The sequence below is a fragment of the Pseudomonas sp. B34(2017) genome (genome assembly GCF_002112915.1).
Lineage (GTDB): Bacteria > Pseudomonadota > Gammaproteobacteria > Pseudomonadales > Pseudomonadaceae > Aquipseudomonas > Aquipseudomonas pharyngis.
Genome location: NZ_NEJA01000006.1, coordinates 73,934 through 89,400, shown reverse-complemented (window position 1 = coordinate 89,400; position 15,467 = coordinate 73,934). Strand labels below are relative to the sequence as shown.

The following is a 15,467-nucleotide window of genomic DNA, read 5'->3' as shown; positions in this document are numbered from 1 at the left end:
CGAGGGGAGGTGAGTGATGAACAGTCCTGTATCCCGTCGCGGATTTCTCAAGGGCAGCGCCGTGCTTGGCGGTGGTCTGGTGGTGGCGTTCGTGGTGCCTGGCGGCAACCGGTTCGCCATGGCGGCCGAGAACGAAGGCAAGGTCTTTGCGCCGAACGCATTCCTGCGCATCGCGGCAGATAACAGCGTCACCGTGCTGCTCGGCCATTCGGAAATGGGCCAGGGCATCTGGACCGGCCTGACCATGTTGATCGCCGAAGAGCTGGACGCCGACTGGTCGAAGATCCGCGTCGAGCATTCCCCGGCTTCGGCTGCCGATTACGGCATGCCTGCGTTTGGCGGGATGCAGATTACCGGCGGCTCCACTTCAACCTGGATGGAGTTCGACCGCTACCGGCTCGCCGGCGCCACCGCGCGGCAGATGCTGATCGAAGCGGCGGCCAAGCGTTTCAATGTGGCACCGTCGACGATTCGCACCGAATCCGGCGTGGTGATTGCCGGCGACAACCGCGCCACCTATGGCGAACTGGCGGACGCCGCCGGGCAACTGCCGGTGCCGGATCCGAAGTCGATCACCTTTAAAGAAGCCAAGGACTGGAAAGTCATCGGCAAACCCACCAAACGCCTCGACACCCCGGAAAAAATCACCGGTCGCGCCAAATTCGGCATGGACGTGCAGTTCGACGGATTGATGACCGCGATGGTCGCGCGGGCGCCGGCGTTCGGCGCCACGGTGAAATCCTTTGAAGGCGCTGAGGCGTTGGCGATCCCCGGCGTGCACAAAGTGGTGCAAGTGCCGACCGGTGTGGCGGTGGTCGCCGAGCATTACTGGGCGGCGAAGCTCGGTCGCGATGCGTTGAAGGTCGATTGGGACCTGGGGCCGAACGCTGATCTGAGCAGTGAAAAGTTGTTGGCGAGTTTCCGCAAACTGGCGGCCACGCCGGGCACCTCGGCGGCGCAGGCCGGCGATGCCAAGGGCAATTTCGGCAAGGCAGCGAAGAAGATCGACGTCGAATACAGCGTGCCGTACCTGGCCCACGCGCCGATGGAGCCGCTGAACTGCACGGTGAAGATCAGCGCCGACAAGTGCGAGATCTGGACCGGCACCCAGTTCCAGACGCTGGATCAGATGGTTGCCGGCAAGATCACCGGGCTCAAGCCGGAGCAGGTCGAGATTCACACCGAATTCCTTGGCGGCGGTTTCGGCCGGCGAGCCAACCCGACCTCGGACTTTGTCGCCGAAGCGGTGCAAGTGGCCAAGGCAGCTGCGATGCCGGTGAAAACCGTGTGGTCGCGCGAAGACGATATTCGCGGTGGTTACTACCGTTCGATGTTTCTGCATCAGGCGAAGATCGGCCTCGGCGCCGACGGCCTGCCGCTGGCCTGGCAGCATGTGCTGGTCGGGCAATCGATCATGGCCGGCACCATGCTTGAGAAAACCATGGTCAAGAACGGCGTCGACCAGACCTCGGTCGAGGGCGTTTCCGACAGCCCGTACATCAAGGGCCTGGCCCATCATCAGGTTGATCTGCACTCGCCGACCACCGGGATCAACGTGCTCTGGCTGCGTTCGGTGGGCCATAGCCATACCGCGTTTGTCATGGAATCGCTGATCGATGAAATGGCCACGGCGGCGGGCAAGGATCCGGTGGAGTACCGACGAACGCTGCTCAAGGATCATGCCCGGCATCTCGGCGTGTTGAACCTGGCGTTGGAGAAGGCCAACTGGAAAGCGCCGCTGCCGGACGGCCATGCGCTGGGCGTGGCGGTGCATGAGTCGTTCGGCAGTTATGTGGCGCAGGTGGCGGAGGTGTCCCAGGACAATCTGGCGATCCGCGTACACCGGGTGGTCTGTGCGGTGGACTGCGGAATTGCGGTCAACCCGCAGAGCATCGCGGCGCAGATGGAGTCGTGCATCACCTTCGGCCTGGGCATGGCGCTGCACAGCAAACTGACCCTCAAGGACGGCCATGTCGTGCAGTCCAACTATCACGACTATCAGGTGTTGCGGCTCAATGAAATGCCGCTGGTCGAGGTACACATCGTGCCGAGCAGCGAGAAACCCGGCGGCATCGGCGAGGCCGGTGTGCCGCCCACGGCGCCGGCGGTGGCCAACGCAGTGTTCGCCCTGACCGGGCAGCGCCTGCGGGAACTGCCACTGCAAATGTCGGGGGTGTGAGATGAAACGACATCTGTTGTTGGGCACGGTGATTCTGCTTGGGCTGGGCGGTTACGCCTCGGATCTGTTCGCCGACGATCAGGAAGCCTTGAAAGCTTTCGGCACGGTGCAGAAAGTCTTCCAGAGCCCGCGCTGCCAGAATTGTCACATTCCCGGCGATTCGCCGTTGCAGTTCGACGCCGGCATCCCCCACGCGATGAACGTGGTACGCGGCATGGACGGCAAGGGCGCCGCCGGTTTGCCCTGCGCCACCTGCCACGCTGAAAGCAATCCGCCGGCCAGTTACGGCCCCCATGCGCCACCGGGCGCGCCGCACTGGAGCCTGCCGCCGGCCGCCCACAAAATGGCCTGGATCGGTCTGCCGCCGGATCGTTTGTGCGCAATGATCAAGGATCGCGCCAGCAACGGTGACCGGGATTTCGCCGCGCTGATCAAACACGTCAGCGAGGACAAACTGGTGCTCTGGGGCTGGAATCCCGGGGCAGGGCGCGCGCCGGTGCCGGTGCCGCACGATATCTTCGTGACCCAGTTCAAGCTTTGGGCCGATGCAGGCGGGCCGTGTCCGGTGGCCGGCGGATGAGAGGTTGAGTCATCGCTGATTCGGGCTACGCTCAACTGCATCGACGACAAAGGAGTGTGTGATGCTGGTACCCGGCAAACCTGCCAATGAAGCTGTCCGAGTTCAAGTACTGCAAGATTTGAAATTGCTCGATTCCGCACCGGAAGAGCGCTTCGACCGGCTGACGCGACTGGCCAAGCGGCTGTTCAACGTGCCGATCGCCCTGGTCACGCTGGTGGATAAGGAGCGGCAATGGTTCAAGTCCTGCGTGGGTCTGGACACGACCGAAACGCCACGCTCTGTTTCATTCTGTGGCCATGCGATTCTCAGGGACGAGCTCATGCTAGTACCTGACGCCCGAGAGGACGAGCGTTTCCACGACAACCCTTTGGTTACCGGGGAGCCGAACATCCGGTTCTACGCCGGGTATCCGCTGACCGTGCCCAACGGCAACAAGATGGGCACCTTGTGCCTGATCGACACCCGGCCCCGTGACCTCGACGAAGAGGAGCGCGCCCTGTTGCGCGATCTGGCCGGCATGGCCGAGCAGGAACTGATGGCCGTGCAGATGGCGAGCATGGACGAGCTGACGCTGCTGTCCAACCGTCGCGGCTTCAAGATGCTCGCCCAGCACGCGCTGGACGCCTGTGCACGGCTGGAAAAACCGGCGACGCTGCTGTTTTTCGACCTCAATGACTTCAAGCAGATCAACGACCTCTACGGCCATGCCGAGGGCGACAGCGCGCTTAAGACCTTCGCCGATGTTTTACGCATCGCCTTTCGCGAGAGCGATGTGGTGGGACGGTTAGGCGGCGATGAATTCGTGGCGCTGCTGACCGGCTCAAGCCATGTCGAAACCACGGCGATCATGGCGCGACTCAAGGAAATCCTCGAAGAACGCAATGCCACGTTGCACCGCGGTTACGCGATTCGCTTCAGCGTCGGCCAGATCGAATACAACCCGCAGCGCCATGACACCGTGGATAAGTTGCTGGCGGATGCGGATGCAGCGATGTATGCGCACAAGCAGGCGTTGAAGCGTTGTTAGTCCTGACCTCATCGCGAGCAAGCTCGCTCCCACAGCAGGCGTATTTCAACGGTTGGGATGAACTGAGTCTAGCGCCGTGCTTTTCGATTGAAAGACGATAGTTTTTGCGCCGAGCACAAATTATTTCGATCAATCGAGGCGGCCATGCTGCGTGAATTGAAAACCTTTCTGGCAGTGGCGCGGCATGGCACGTTTGCCGCGGCGGGCTTGCATATCGGCCTGACGCAATCGGCGGTCAGTGCGCAGATACGCAATCTGGAGCAGGCCTTGGGCGTGCGTCTGTTCGATCGCACCGGGCGGCAGGCGATTGATCATCCAGCGATACGCAACTTGCCGCTGCGAATAATGTTCAACAAATGTCTGCAGATCGAAAGCGAAAAGCCCTTCTGATGAAAGTCAACTGTCAGTCCTGACAGTGTCTTTATCTGTTTTCAGGCGCTAGCGTGGGCGCTGTAAAAGACATTCTGCTGGAGTCGGGAAGACTGGTTGTTTTTCTCAGGGCGGAGAATATTGACAATCAGAGAAAAACTCCATGTCAACCCTGGCCAAAACACATCGCAATGCTGGTGATCTGGATCCAACTTTTGCCAAAGATGGAGTCATTAATATCGGACCAGGCAGCTGCGGCTCCGTGGTGGAGACAAAAACTGGACGTATTGTTTATGTTTATGATTCGGCAGGCAAATTGCAGCTGATTCGGGCCTACGGCGATGGTTCTATCGACCCTTCATTCGTGAATCCACCTTGGCAATTTGGGCCAAAATATTCCGCTTCGCGTCAACTTGACATTCAAGACGATGGCGGTTTCGTTGCTATCGGTAGCACTGGCGATGGCTTAAACCGGTTAGCTGCAGTCACGAAGTTCAATGAGCACGGCAGTCAGAATCTGGTCTTTGGCACGAAAATCTTTCCCGACATTCCACTTGACCCTGGGCAAAGTGTGATAACTGACGAAGCAAAGGGTTGTGCCCTCTCCGATGGGCGTGTCCTGTTGGGTCAAAGCCACATTCTGCATGATGGAACAGGAGCTGCCGTTGAGGGGAGTGGAACCATCCGCTGCTATCTCCCTAATGGCGATCTTGACGATACATTCGGTGGAAATGGCGAAGTTAAGATCATATTCGACAACGCACGCTACTCGAGTATCGAGAGCATCAAGCCGAAGCTGCAGGGAGGGTTTATAGTCAGTGGATCGCTCGATAACTCCACCGGCAATGAATCAGAACCCAAAAGTGTTCTGGCTAGTTATGACGAAAGCGGAAAGTTGGACAAAGGGTTTGCGACAGGCGGTCTGTACAAGATTTCTGAGGAATACGGTTTATTTAACAACGTGGGCATATCGCGTCACGGAATAACCTTTGCCGCATCCGTACGCTCTGCCGCAGGAATTAGCGTCGCAACTGTACGCTTGCAGAATGATGGAACACCCGATCCCCGTTTCAACAATGGCCAAGTACTGTGGACCGACATTAATGGACGCTTCGTGACTATTCAAAACGTGGTCGTTCAACCAGATGGAAGCATCATTGTGGGGGTGCGTTCCGACCTTGTGCTGACCCTTCTGCGTATTCTGGAAGACGGTAAACTCGATGATAACTTCGGGGTTGGAGGCGTTGCCAGGTTGGAGGGGTGGCGCATGAATGACTGCATTGTCCAGAGCATTACAGGGAGAATCATCGCTGCTGCTGACGAGATTGATCCTGCGGGTAAACCGCTGGCGCAGGTGTTGGGTTTCGTGGGATGAAGGGGCCCCGCGAGCAAAAAAAACCCGCCAGCACTGGCGGGTTTTTTAGCGGCTAGCCGAAGATTACTCTTCGATGTTGCCCATGGCGGTGGTGTTGAAGCCGCCGTCCACGTACATGATTTCACCGCTGATGCCCGACGCCAGGTCGGAGCACAGGAAGGCGCCGGCGTTGCCGACTTCTTCGATGGTGACGTTGCGGCGCAGCGGGGTTTGCGCTTCGTTGGCGGCCAGCATCTTGCGGAAGTTCTTGATGCCGGAAGCGGCCAGGGTGCGGATCGGGCCGGCCGATACGCAGTTGACGCGGGTGCCGTCCGGGCCCAGGGAGCCGGCCAGGTAACGCACGCCGGCTTCCAGCGAAGCCTTGGCCATGCCCATCACGTTGTAGTTCGGCATGGTGCGCTCGGCGCCCAGGTAGGACAGGGTCAGCAGGCTGCCGTTGCGGCCTTTCATCATTTCGCGACCGGCTTTGGCCAGGGCCACGAAGCTGTAGGCGCTGATGTCGTGAGCGATGCGGAAGCCTTCACGGGTGGTGGCTTCGGTGAAGTCGCCGTCCAGTTGGTCGCCCGGGGCGAAGCCGACGGAGTGCACGATGCAGTCCAGGCCGTCCCACTTCTTGCTCAGTTCTTCGAAGACCTTGGCGATTTCTTCATCGCTGGCCACGTCGCACGGGAAGCACAGCTCAGGGCTCGAACCCCAGCCCTGTGCGAACTCTTCTACGCGACCTTTCAGTTTGTCGTTCTGATAAGTGAAGGCAAGCTCAGCGCCCTCGCGATGCATGGCGGCAGCGATGCCGGATGCGATGGACAGCTTGCTGGCGACACCGACGATCAGTACGCGCTTACCGGCGAGAAAACCCATGTGTTGCTCCTCTTTCAGGTTATTGCGCAGTGGCTGGTGCCAGGAAAGCGGCCTCCAGCAACTGCTGTGTATACGGATGTTGGGGGGCGGCAAAGATACTTTGCGCGTCTCCCTGTTCGACCACTTGGCCATGCTTGACCACCATCAGCTGGTGGCTCAGCGCTTTGACGACAGCCAGGTCATGGCTGATGAACAAATACGTCAGGTTGTACTTGGCTTGCAGTGAACGCAACAGCTCCACCACTTGCCGCTGCACCGTCCGGTCGAGGGCCGAGGTCGGCTCGTCCAGCAGGATCAGCGCCGGTTTGAGCACCAGGGCCCGGGCTATGGCAATCCGCTGCCGCTGCCCACCGGAAAATTCGTGGGGGTAGCGGTGCCGGGTTTCCGGATCCAGACCTACCTCCTTCAATGCCGCAATAATCGCCGCTTCCTGCTCGGCGGCGGTGCCCATCCTGTGGATCCGCAGGCCTTCGCCAACGATGTCATTCACGCACATCCGCGGGCTCAGGCTGCCGAACGGGTCCTGAAACACCACCTGCATCTCCCGGCGCAACGGCCGGACTTCGCTCTGCGTCAGGCAGTCTAGCTGCTTGCCCTCAAAACGGATCCCGCCCTGGCTGCCGATCAATCGCAGGATCGCCAGACCCAGGGTGGATTTACCGGAACCGCTTTCCCCCACGATCCCCAGGGTCTGACCCTGAGGCAGGCTGAAATTGATGCCGTCCACTGCCTTGACGTGATCCACCGTGCGCTTGAGCAGGCCTTTCTTGATCGGGAACCAGACTTTCAGATCCTCGACCTCAAGCAGCGGCGCCCCGATTTTATTGCTCGCCGGGCCTCCGCTGGGCTCCGCGCCAAGCAGTTCCCGAGTGTACGGATGCTGCGGCGAACGGAACAGCTCTTCGCACGATGCCTGTTCGACGATGCAACCGCGCTGCATGACACATACACGATGCGCAATTCTTCGCACGAGGTTCAAATCGTGACTGATCAGTAACAGCGCCATGCCCAATCGGGCCTGCAATTCCTTGAGCAGGTCGAGGATTTTCAGCTGAACGGTCACGTCCAGCGCAGTGGTCGGTTCGTCGGCAATCAGCAGTTCCGGCTCGTTGGCCAAGGCCATGGCGATCATCACCCGCTGACGCTGGCCGCCAGACAATTCGTGGGGCAGGGCCTTGAGGCGCTTGTGCGGCTCGGGGATGCCGACCATCTCCAGCAACTCCAGCGTACGCTTGGTCGCGACCTTGCCGGTCAGGCCCTTGTGGATGCCCAGCACCTCGTTGATCTGCTTCTCGATCGAGTGCAGCGGGTTGAGCGAGGTCATCGGCTCCTGAAAAATCATCGCGATCCGGTTGCCACGGATATGACGAATGGTCTTTTCACTCAGCTCCAGCAGGTTCTGCCCGGAATAATTGATGCTGCCGGCCGGATGCCGCGCCAGCGGGTAGGGCAGCAGGCGCAGGATCGAATGCGCCGTAACCGACTTGCCCGAGCCTGACTCGCCCACCAGCGCCAGGGTTTCGCCGCGCTTGATGTCGAAACTCACGCCTTCGACCACCCGTTGCACGCGATCACCGATGCCGAATTCGACGGCCAGGTCGCGGATTTCGATCAGATTGTCCTGATTCATGTCACTTCCTCGGGTCGAAGGCATCGCGAGCGGACTCGCCGATGAACACCAGCAAACTCAACATCAGCGCCAGCACCGCAAACGCGCTCATGCCCAGCCACGGCGCCTGCAGGTTGGATTTGCCCTGGGCCACCAGTTCACCCAGCGACGGGCTGCCGGCCGGCAAGCCGAAACCGAGGAAGTCCAGGGCGGTGAGGGTGCCGATGGCGCCGGTCAGGATGAAGGGCATGAAGGTCATGGTCGAAACCATCGCGTTAGGCAGGATGTGGCGGAACATGATCGCGCCGTTCTGCATGCCCAGCGCCCGGGCCGCACGCACGTATTCGAGGTTGCGCCCGCGCAGGAACTCGGCACGCACCACGTCCACCAGGCTCATCCACGAGAACAACAGCATGATGCCCAGCAGCCACCAGAAGTTCGGCTGGACGAAACTGGCGAGGATGATCAGCAGGTACAGCACCGGCAACCCCGACCAGATCTCCAGAAAGCGCTGGCCGGCCAGATCGACCCAGCCGCCATAGAAACCCTGCAAGGCGCCGGCGATCACGCCGATGATCGAGCTGAGCACGGTCAGGGTCAGGGCGAACAGCACCGAGACCCGGAAACCGTAGATCACTCGCGCCAGCACATCGCGGCCCTGATCGTCGGTGCCCAGCAGGTTGTCCGCCGACGGCGGCGCGGGGGCCGGGACTTTCAGGTCGTAGTTGATGCTCTGGTAGCTGAACGGAATCGGCGCCCACAGTACCCACGCGTCCTTGGCCTTGAGCAGTTCGCGGATGTACGGGCTCTTGTAGTTGGCTTCCAGGGGGAATTCGCCGCCGAAAGTGGTTTCCGGGTAGCGCTTGATCGCCGGGAAATACCAGTTGTTGTCGTAATGCACCACCAGCGGCTTGTCGTTGGCGATCAGCTCGGCACCGAGGCTCAGGCCGAACAGGATCAGGAACAGCCACAGCGACCACCAGCCACGCTTGTTGGCCTTGAACAGTTCGAAGCGCCGGCGGTTGAGAGGGGACAGGTTCATCTCAATGCTCCCGGCTGGCAAAGTCGATACGCGGATCGACCAGGGTGTAGGTGAGGTCGCCGATCAGTTTCACCACCAGCCCCAGCAGGGTGAAGATGAACAGGGTGCCGAAAACCACCGGGTAGTCGCGGTTGATCGCCGCTTCGAAACTCATCAGGCCGAGGCCGTCGAGGGAGAAGATCACTTCCACCAGCAGGGAACCTGTGAAGAAGATGCCGATGAACGCCGAGGGGAAACCGGCGATCACCAGCAGCATCGCATTGCGGAACACATGGCCATAGAGCACGCGGTGGCGCGTCAGGCCCTTGGCCTTGGCGGTGACCACGTACTGCTTGTTGATCTCGTCGAGGAAGCTGTTTTTGGTCAGCAGGGTCATGGTCGCGAAGTTGCCGATCACCAGCGCCGTCACGGGCAGCGCCAGGTGCCAGAAGTAATCGAGGATCTTGCCGCCCAGGCTCAGCTCGTCGAAGTTGTTCGAGGTCAGTCCGCGTAAAGGAAACCAGTCCAGATAACTGCCGCCGGCAAACACCACGATCAGCAAAATCGCAAACAGGAACGCCGGAATCGCATAGCCGACGATGATCGCCGAACTGGTCCAGACGTCGAAATGGCTGCCGTGCCGCGTGGCCTTGGCAATCCCCAGCGGGATCGACACCAGGTACATGATCAGCGTGCTCCACAGCCCGAGGGAGATCGACACCGGCATCTTTTCCTTGATCAGGTCGATGACCTTGGCGTCGCGGAAGAAGCTGTCGCCGAAATCCAGCCGGGCGTAGTTCTTGACCATGATCCACAGACGTTCCGGGGCCGATTTGTCGAACCCGTACATCTTCTCGATTTCCTTGATCAGCGCCGGGTCCAGGCCCTGCGCACCACGATAGGAGGAGCCGGCCACCGACACTTCGGCACCGCCGCCGGCGATGCGGCTGGTGGCGCCTTCGAAACCTTCGAGCTTGGCGATCATCTGCTCCACCGGCCCGCCGGGCGCGGCCTGGATGATCACGAAGTTGATCAGCAGAATGCCGAACAGGGTCGGGATGATCAGCAGCAGTCGCCGAAAAATGTACGCCAGCATCTGATTACTCCGTGCCCACAGGGTCGGCTTGCAGTTGGGTTTCGACTTCTACCGCAGGTTTCGCATCGGGTTTGACCCACCAGGTGTTAATGCCGATGTCGTACTTGGGGGAGACTTTCGGGTGGCCGATGTGGTTCCAGTACGCCACGCGCCAGGTCTTGATGTGCCAGTTCGGGATCACGTAGTAGCCCCATTGCAGCACACGGTCCAGAGCGCGGGCGTGGGCCACCAGGCTTTTGCGCGAGTCGGCGTTGATCAGGTTTTCCACCAGATGATCGACCACCGGGTCCTTGAGGCCCATCGAATTGCGGCTGCTGGACTTGTCGGCGGCGGCGCTCATCCAGAACTCGCGCTGTTCGTTACCCGGCGAGTTGGACTGCGGGAAGCTGCCGACGATCATGTCGAAATCCCGCGAACGCACGCGATTGACGTATTGCGAGACGTCGACGCGGCGGATCACCAGATCGATGCCCAGATCGCTGAGGTTGCGCTTGAACGGCAACAGCACGCGCTCGAATTCGGTTTGCGCCAGCAGGAATTCGATGGCTACCGGTTTGCCAGTGGCGTCGACCATTTTGTCGTCGACGATTTTCCAGCCGGCCTCTTGCAGCAGTTGATACGCCTCGCGCTGTTGCGTGCGGATCATGCCGCTGGCGTCGGTTTTCGGATTCTCGAAGGCTTCGCTGAACACCTGCGCCGGCAGCTGGCTGCGGAACGGGTCGAGGATTGCCACCTGTTCTGCATCCGGCAGGCCGGTGGCGGCCATTTCCGAGTTTTCAAAGTAGCTGCGGGTGCGCGCATAAGCGCCGTTGAACAGTTGCTTGTTGGTCCATTCGAAGTCGAACAGCAGGCCGAGGGCCTGGCGTACCCGCACGTCCTGAAACACCGGACGGCGCAGATTGAAGACGAAGCCCTGCATGCCGGTCGGGTTGCTGTTGGCAATCTGCTCCTTGATCAGCCGCCCTTCGGTCACTGCCGGCACGTTGTAGGCATTGGCCCAGTTTTTCGCGGCCATTTCCAGCCAATAGTCGAATTGCCCGGCCTTCAACGCTTCCAGCGCGACGGTGTTGTCGCGGTAATAGTCGGTGGTCATCACATCGAAGTTGTAGAAACCGCGATTGACCGGCAGGTCCTTGCCCCAGTAGTCCTTTACCCGCTCGTAACGCACCGAACGCCCGGCCTTCACTTCGGTGACCTTGTACGGGCCGCTGCCCAACGGGATTTCCAGGTTGCCCTTGTTGAAATCACGCTCGGCCCACCAATGTTTGGGCAGCACCGGCAACTGGCCGAGGATCAGCGGCAGTTCGCGGTTGTTGGTGTGCTTGAACTTGAACAGCACCTTGAGCGGTTCTTCGGCGACTACCTCCTCAACGTCGGCGTAGTAACCGCGATACATCGGCGCGCCTTCCTTGGTCAGGGTCTGGAAGCTGAACACCACGTCGTCGGCGCGTACCGGGTGGCCGTCGTGAAACTTCGCTTCGGGACGCAGGTAGAAGCGCACCCAGCTGTTGTCCGGAGCCTTTTCGATTTTGCTGGCGATCAGGCCGTATTCGGTGAATGGCTCGTCCAGGCCCTGTTTGGCCAGGGTGTCGTAGATCAGGCCGATATCGTCCGCCGGCACGCCTTTGCTGATGAACGGATTGAGGCTGTCGAAGCCGCCGAAGCCGGCCTGGCGGAAGATCCCGCCCTTGGGCGCGTCGGGGTTTACATAGTCGAAGTGCTTGAAGTCGGCGGGGTATTTCGGCGGCTCGTTGTACAGGGTCACGGCGTGTTGCGGGGCGGCACAGGCCAGCCCGGCGAACAGCAGACCGCTGGCCTGCACAAGCAGGGCGCGGATAGGCTTCATCGATCTTTCTCCGAAGATTTCAGCCACCACGCGCTCAGGCCCAGGGTGTAGGGCGGCGTGGTGACGAAGGCGAACCGGTTGCGGTACGCCAGACGGTGATAATTGAGGTACCAGTTGGGAATGCTGTAGTGCTGCCAGAGCAGCACGCGGTCCAGCGCTTTGCCGGCGGCGACCTGTTCATCGCGGGTTTGCGCGGCGAGCAAGTGTTCAAGTAGATGATCGACCACCGGGTTGGCGATGCCCGCGTAATTCTTGCTGCCCTTGACGTTTACCTGGCTGGAGTGGAAGTACTGCCATTGTTCCAGGCCCGGGCTTAAGGTCTGGCCTAGCGTCATCGAGATCATGTCGAAATCAAATTGATCGAGGCGCTGTTTGTACTGCGCGCGATCGACGGTGCGCAGGCGCGCCTCGATGCCGATACTGTTGAGGTTCTCGATGTACGGCTGATAGAGACGCTCCAGGCTGGGATTGACCAGCATTAGCTCGAAGCGCAGCGGCTGGCCGGCGGCGTTCTGCAGGCGCTGGCCGTTGAGCCTCCAGCCGGCCTCGGCCAGCAACGCCAGGGCTTTACGCATGGTTTCCCGGGGGATGCCGCGCCCGTCGGTCTGCGGCAGCGTGAATGGTTCGGTGAACAGACGCGCCGGCAGTTGATCCTTGTACGGCTTGAGCATCAGCCATTCATGGCCGACCGGCAGGCCGACGGCGCTGAACTCGCTGTTGGGGTAGTAGCTGGTGGTGCGCTTGTAGGCGTCGCTGAACAGCGCGCGGTTGGTCCATTCGAAATCGAACATCAGGCCGAGGGCTTCGCGGGTCTTGACGTCAGCGAAGGTCGCGCGCCGGGTGTTCATGAACAGACCCTGGCTCTGGGTCGGGATCTGGTGCGGGATCTGCGCCTTGATCACGTCGCCACGGCGCACGGCCGGGAAGTTGTAGCCATTGGCCCAGTTCTTCGCCTGATGCTCGATATAGATGTCGAACTCGCCAGCCTTGAACGCTTCGAAGGCCACATCGCTGTCGCGGTAGAACTCGACTTCCATGCGATCGAAGTTGTATTTGCCGCGATTGACTGGCAGGTCCTTGCCCCAGTAGTCCTTGACTCGCTCGAATATCAGCTGCCGCCCCGGCGTGACCGAGGTGATGCGGTAAGGCCCGCTGCCCAGTGGGGGCTCGAAGGTGGTGGCCTTGAAGTCGCGGCCCTTCCAGTAATGCTGGGGCAGCACCGGCAATTCACCGAGGCGCAGGATCAGCAACGGATTGCCGCTGCGCTTGAGCACAAACCGGATGCGCTGCGGGTTGAGGATGTCGACGCGCAGCACTTCCTGAAGGGCGGTGCGGTACAGCGGGTGACCTTCCTTGAGCAGCAAGCGATAGGAGAACGCCACGTCGTAAGCGGTGATCGGCGTGCCGTCGTGGAAGCGCGCTTGCGGGCGCAGGTTGAACACCACCCAGCTGCGATCTTCGCTGTACTCCACCGACTGGGCGATCAAACCGTAACTGGAGGCCGGTTCGTCACCGGACGGCGCGTATTGCCCGGTGCCGACCATCAGCGGCTCGTTCAGCTCGTTGATGCCGTATTGCAGGAAATTCGCCGTGGTGACCGGGCTGGTGCCCTTGAAGGTGTAGGGGTTGAGCGTATCGAAGGTGCCAAACGCCATCACCCGCAACGTACCGCCCTTGGGCGCTTGCGGGTTGACCCAGTCGAAGTGGGTAAATCTGGCCGGGTACTTGAGCGTGCCGAACTGCGCATAACCGTGGCTTTCGGTGATCGTCGCGCTGACGGGGGAGCTCAAGGCCAGGCTGATCAGGAGCAGGAGGAGGGGACGCTTCAAGTCAGATCCGATCCAGGCGGCTTGGGCTTTGTGGGCCGTACAGTAACAGCTTGTATGGACAGGAAAAAGACAGGGGCTTAATGCGCGGTTAATTGTGGGAGCTGTCTGCGCCGATCTACGGAAATATCAAAAAATGACAGGCGAAAAAAAGCCCCTGAAATTCAGGGGCTCCTGGTCAGTGCGGCTGGTAGACCGTGAGCATCTGCCCAGGTTTGAGCGCCTTGCCGGCGCCCGGATTCCAGCGCTTGAGATGTTGCATCTCGACGTTGAAACGCTTGGCGACCACGTACAGTGTGTCGCCGCGTTTAACCTTGTACTGGGTCTGTTTACCGTCGTCCTTTTCTCTGATCTTGCTGCTGGTCTTGCTGTTGGCTGCGATGACGGTGTTGATGCGCCCGCCACTGCTGCGCGCCGGTGTGCGCTTGCTGGTGTCCTGCATGACCAGGGTCTGGCCGACCTTGAGGTTCTTGCCGGTCAGCTTGTTCCAGCGTTGCAGGTCCTTGACCTCGACCTTGTTGGCCTTGGCGATGGAACCGAGGTTGTCGCCACGCTTGACCCGATAGGCACGCTTGGCCTGGGCGATCTCGCTCGGATCGGCGCCTTCGAACACCGGTTTCAGCGAACGCGGGCTGATCAGTTCGTCAGGACGCATGGTCTGCAGGCTGGCGGTCAGCAACTGCGCCTTCGAGGTCGGCACCAGCAGGTGCTGAGGGCCGTCGATGGTGGTGCGCTGCTTGAACGCCGGGTTGAGCTGGAACAGCTCGTCTTCGTCGATGTTGGCCACCGCCGCGACCTTGGACAGGTCCATGCGCTGGTTGATTTCGACAACCTGGAAATACGGTTCGTTGGCGATCGGGTTGAGGTTCACGCCATAGGCTTCAGGCGTCAGGACCACTTGCGAGAGCGCCAGCAGTTTCGGCACGTAGGCTTGGGTTTCCGCCGGCAGCGGCAGGTTCCAGTAGTCGGTCGGCAGGCCCAGCTTTTCGTTGCGCTCGATGGCGCGGCTGACCGTGCCTTCGCCGGCGTTGTACGCGGCCAGTGCCAGCAACCAGTCACCGTTGAACATGTCGTGCAGGCGGGTCAGGTAGTCCATCGCTGCCGTGGTCGAGGCAGTAATGTCGCGACGGCCATCGTAGAAACGGGTCTGACGCAGGTTGAAATAACGCCCGGTGGACGGGATGAACTGCCAGAGGCCCACCGCGTCGGCCCGGGAATAGGCCATCGGGTTGTAGGCGCTTTCGATGACCGGCAGCAGCGCCAGTTCCAGCGGCATGTTGCGTTCTTCGAGGCGCTCGACGATGTAATGAATGTAGAGGCTGCCGCGTTCGCCGGCGTTTTCGAGGAAGGAAGGGTTACTGGCGAACCACAGGCGCTGTTGCTCGATGCGCGGGTTCACGCCCAGACCTTCCTGCAGCTGGAAACCCCCGCGCATGCGCTCCCAGATGTCCTGAGGCACCTGCGGGCTGGGCTTTTCCGACAACCAGATGGGCTTCTGCTTGGCTCGCGCAGCAATGTTCGGCGTATGTGTCGCTTCAGTCTGCGGAGCATGGCTGGAACAGCCCGCCAGTGTGGCGGACACAGCCACCGCGATGGCTTGCGCCAGGCGGGTCAATGCATCTGAATTGACGGACTTACGTATGGATGACGACATTGGCTGGAAGTAAGTTCCGGGCAAAAA

11 protein-coding genes and 1 pseudogene are annotated in these 15,467 nt (G+C 60.7%); 5 read left to right on the top strand and 7 right to left on the bottom strand.

Annotated features, from left to right (window positions below; genetic code table 11):
- The first annotated feature begins 16 nt into the window (after positions 1–16).
- The 5 genes and pseudogenes from CAF80_RS19665 to CAF80_RS19645 all read left to right on the top strand — a co-directional run bounded on the left by CAF80_RS19665 (position 17) and on the right by CAF80_RS19645 (position 5,530).
- A complete protein-coding gene (locus CAF80_RS19665) occupies positions 17–2,179 on the top strand; it encodes a xanthine dehydrogenase family protein molybdopterin-binding subunit (protein WP_085667807.1) in 2,163 nt (720 codons plus the stop codon).
- A gap of 1 nt (position 2,180) precedes the next feature.
- Entirely contained in the window at positions 2,181–2,759 is a 579-nt protein-coding gene (locus CAF80_RS19660; protein ID WP_085667806.1) for a hypothetical protein, read from the top strand.
- A 61-nt stretch (positions 2,760–2,820) separates the two neighbouring features.
- Positions 2,821–3,786: a diguanylate cyclase gene (locus tag CAF80_RS19655; protein WP_085667805.1), complete on the top strand. Its 966-nt coding sequence runs from the start codon at positions 2,821–2,823 to the stop codon at positions 3,784–3,786.
- A gap of 144 nt (positions 3,787–3,930) precedes the next feature.
- A pseudogene (locus CAF80_RS19650) lies at positions 3,931–4,125 on the top strand (LysR family transcriptional regulator); the annotation flags it as partial.
- 193 nt (positions 4,126–4,318) lie between these two features.
- A complete protein-coding gene (locus CAF80_RS19645) occupies positions 4,319–5,530 on the top strand; it encodes a hypothetical protein (protein WP_085648920.1) in 1,212 nt (403 codons plus the stop codon).
- A 63-nt stretch (positions 5,531–5,593) separates the two neighbouring features.
- Here CAF80_RS19645 and fabI read toward each other — a convergent pair whose 3' ends face one another.
- From fabI to CAF80_RS19610, 7 genes are all read right to left on the bottom strand, one after another.
- Positions 5,594–6,388: an enoyl-ACP reductase FabI gene (fabI, locus tag CAF80_RS19640; protein WP_003202751.1), complete on the bottom strand. Its 795-nt coding sequence runs from the start codon at positions 6,386–6,388 to the stop codon at positions 5,594–5,596.
- Positions 6,389–6,407: 19 nt separating this feature from the next.
- On the bottom strand, positions 6,408–8,018 hold the full coding sequence (locus CAF80_RS19635) for an ABC transporter ATP-binding protein (protein WP_039770818.1): 1,611 nt from the start codon (positions 8,016–8,018) through the stop codon (positions 6,408–6,410).
- A 1-nt stretch (position 8,019) separates the two neighbouring features.
- Complete coding sequence (locus CAF80_RS19630; RefSeq protein WP_007956945.1) at positions 8,020–9,039, bottom strand: ABC transporter permease; 1,020 nt, start codon at positions 9,037–9,039, stop codon at positions 8,020–8,022.
- A gap of 1 nt (position 9,040) precedes the next feature.
- Positions 9,041–10,114 (bottom strand): microcin C ABC transporter permease YejB, encoded by a 1,074-nt coding sequence (locus CAF80_RS19625; RefSeq protein WP_039770815.1) that lies wholly within the window; start codon positions 10,112–10,114, stop codon positions 9,041–9,043.
- Between the two features lie 4 nt (positions 10,115–10,118).
- A complete protein-coding gene (locus tag CAF80_RS19620; protein WP_085667804.1) occupies positions 10,119–11,960 on the bottom strand; it encodes an extracellular solute-binding protein in 1,842 nt (613 codons plus the stop codon).
- The gene (locus CAF80_RS19615) at positions 11,957–13,789 is read right to left on the bottom strand and encodes an extracellular solute-binding protein (protein WP_085667803.1); all 1,833 of its coding nucleotides are present in this window, start codon (positions 13,787–13,789) and stop codon (positions 11,957–11,959) included. Before CAF80_RS19615 ends, CAF80_RS19620 begins: the two co-directional genes overlap by 4 nt.
- A gap of 175 nt (positions 13,790–13,964) precedes the next feature.
- The gene (locus CAF80_RS19610; protein ID WP_039770809.1) at positions 13,965–15,440 is read right to left on the bottom strand and encodes a transglycosylase SLT domain-containing protein; all 1,476 of its coding nucleotides are present in this window, start codon (positions 15,438–15,440) and stop codon (positions 13,965–13,967) included.
- Positions 15,441–15,467 lie beyond the last annotated feature (27 nt).

Bases quoted from the DNA above. Each gene is read 5' to 3' on its own strand.
- CAF80_RS19620 (WP_085667804.1), bottom strand. From the start codon at position 11,960: ATGAAGCCTATCCGCGCCCTGCTTGTGCAGGCCAGCGGTCTGCTGTTC.
- CAF80_RS19660 (WP_085667806.1), top strand. From the start codon at position 2,181: ATGAAACGACATCTGTTGTTGGGCACGGTGATTCTGCTTGGGCTGGGC.
- CAF80_RS19630 (WP_007956945.1), bottom strand. From the start codon at position 9,039: ATGAACCTGTCCCCTCTCAACCGCCGGCGCTTCGAACTGTTCAAGGCC.
- CAF80_RS19665 (WP_085667807.1), top strand. From the start codon at position 17: ATGAACAGTCCTGTATCCCGTCGCGGATTTCTCAAGGGCAGCGCCGTG.
- CAF80_RS19610 (WP_039770809.1), bottom strand. From the start codon at position 15,440: ATGTCGTCATCCATACGTAAGTCCGTCAATTCAGATGCATTGACCCGC.
- CAF80_RS19655 (WP_085667805.1), top strand. From the start codon at position 2,821: ATGCTGGTACCCGGCAAACCTGCCAATGAAGCTGTCCGAGTTCAAGTA.
- fabI (WP_003202751.1), bottom strand. From the start codon at position 6,388: ATGGGTTTTCTCGCCGGTAAGCGCGTACTGATCGTCGGTGTCGCCAGC.
- CAF80_RS19635 (WP_039770818.1), bottom strand. From the start codon at position 8,018: ATGAATCAGGACAATCTGATCGAAATCCGCGACCTGGCCGTCGAATTC.
- CAF80_RS19645 (WP_085648920.1), top strand. From the start codon at position 4,319: ATGTCAACCCTGGCCAAAACACATCGCAATGCTGGTGATCTGGATCCA.
- CAF80_RS19625 (WP_039770815.1), bottom strand. From the start codon at position 10,114: ATGCTGGCGTACATTTTTCGGCGACTGCTGCTGATCATCCCGACCCTG.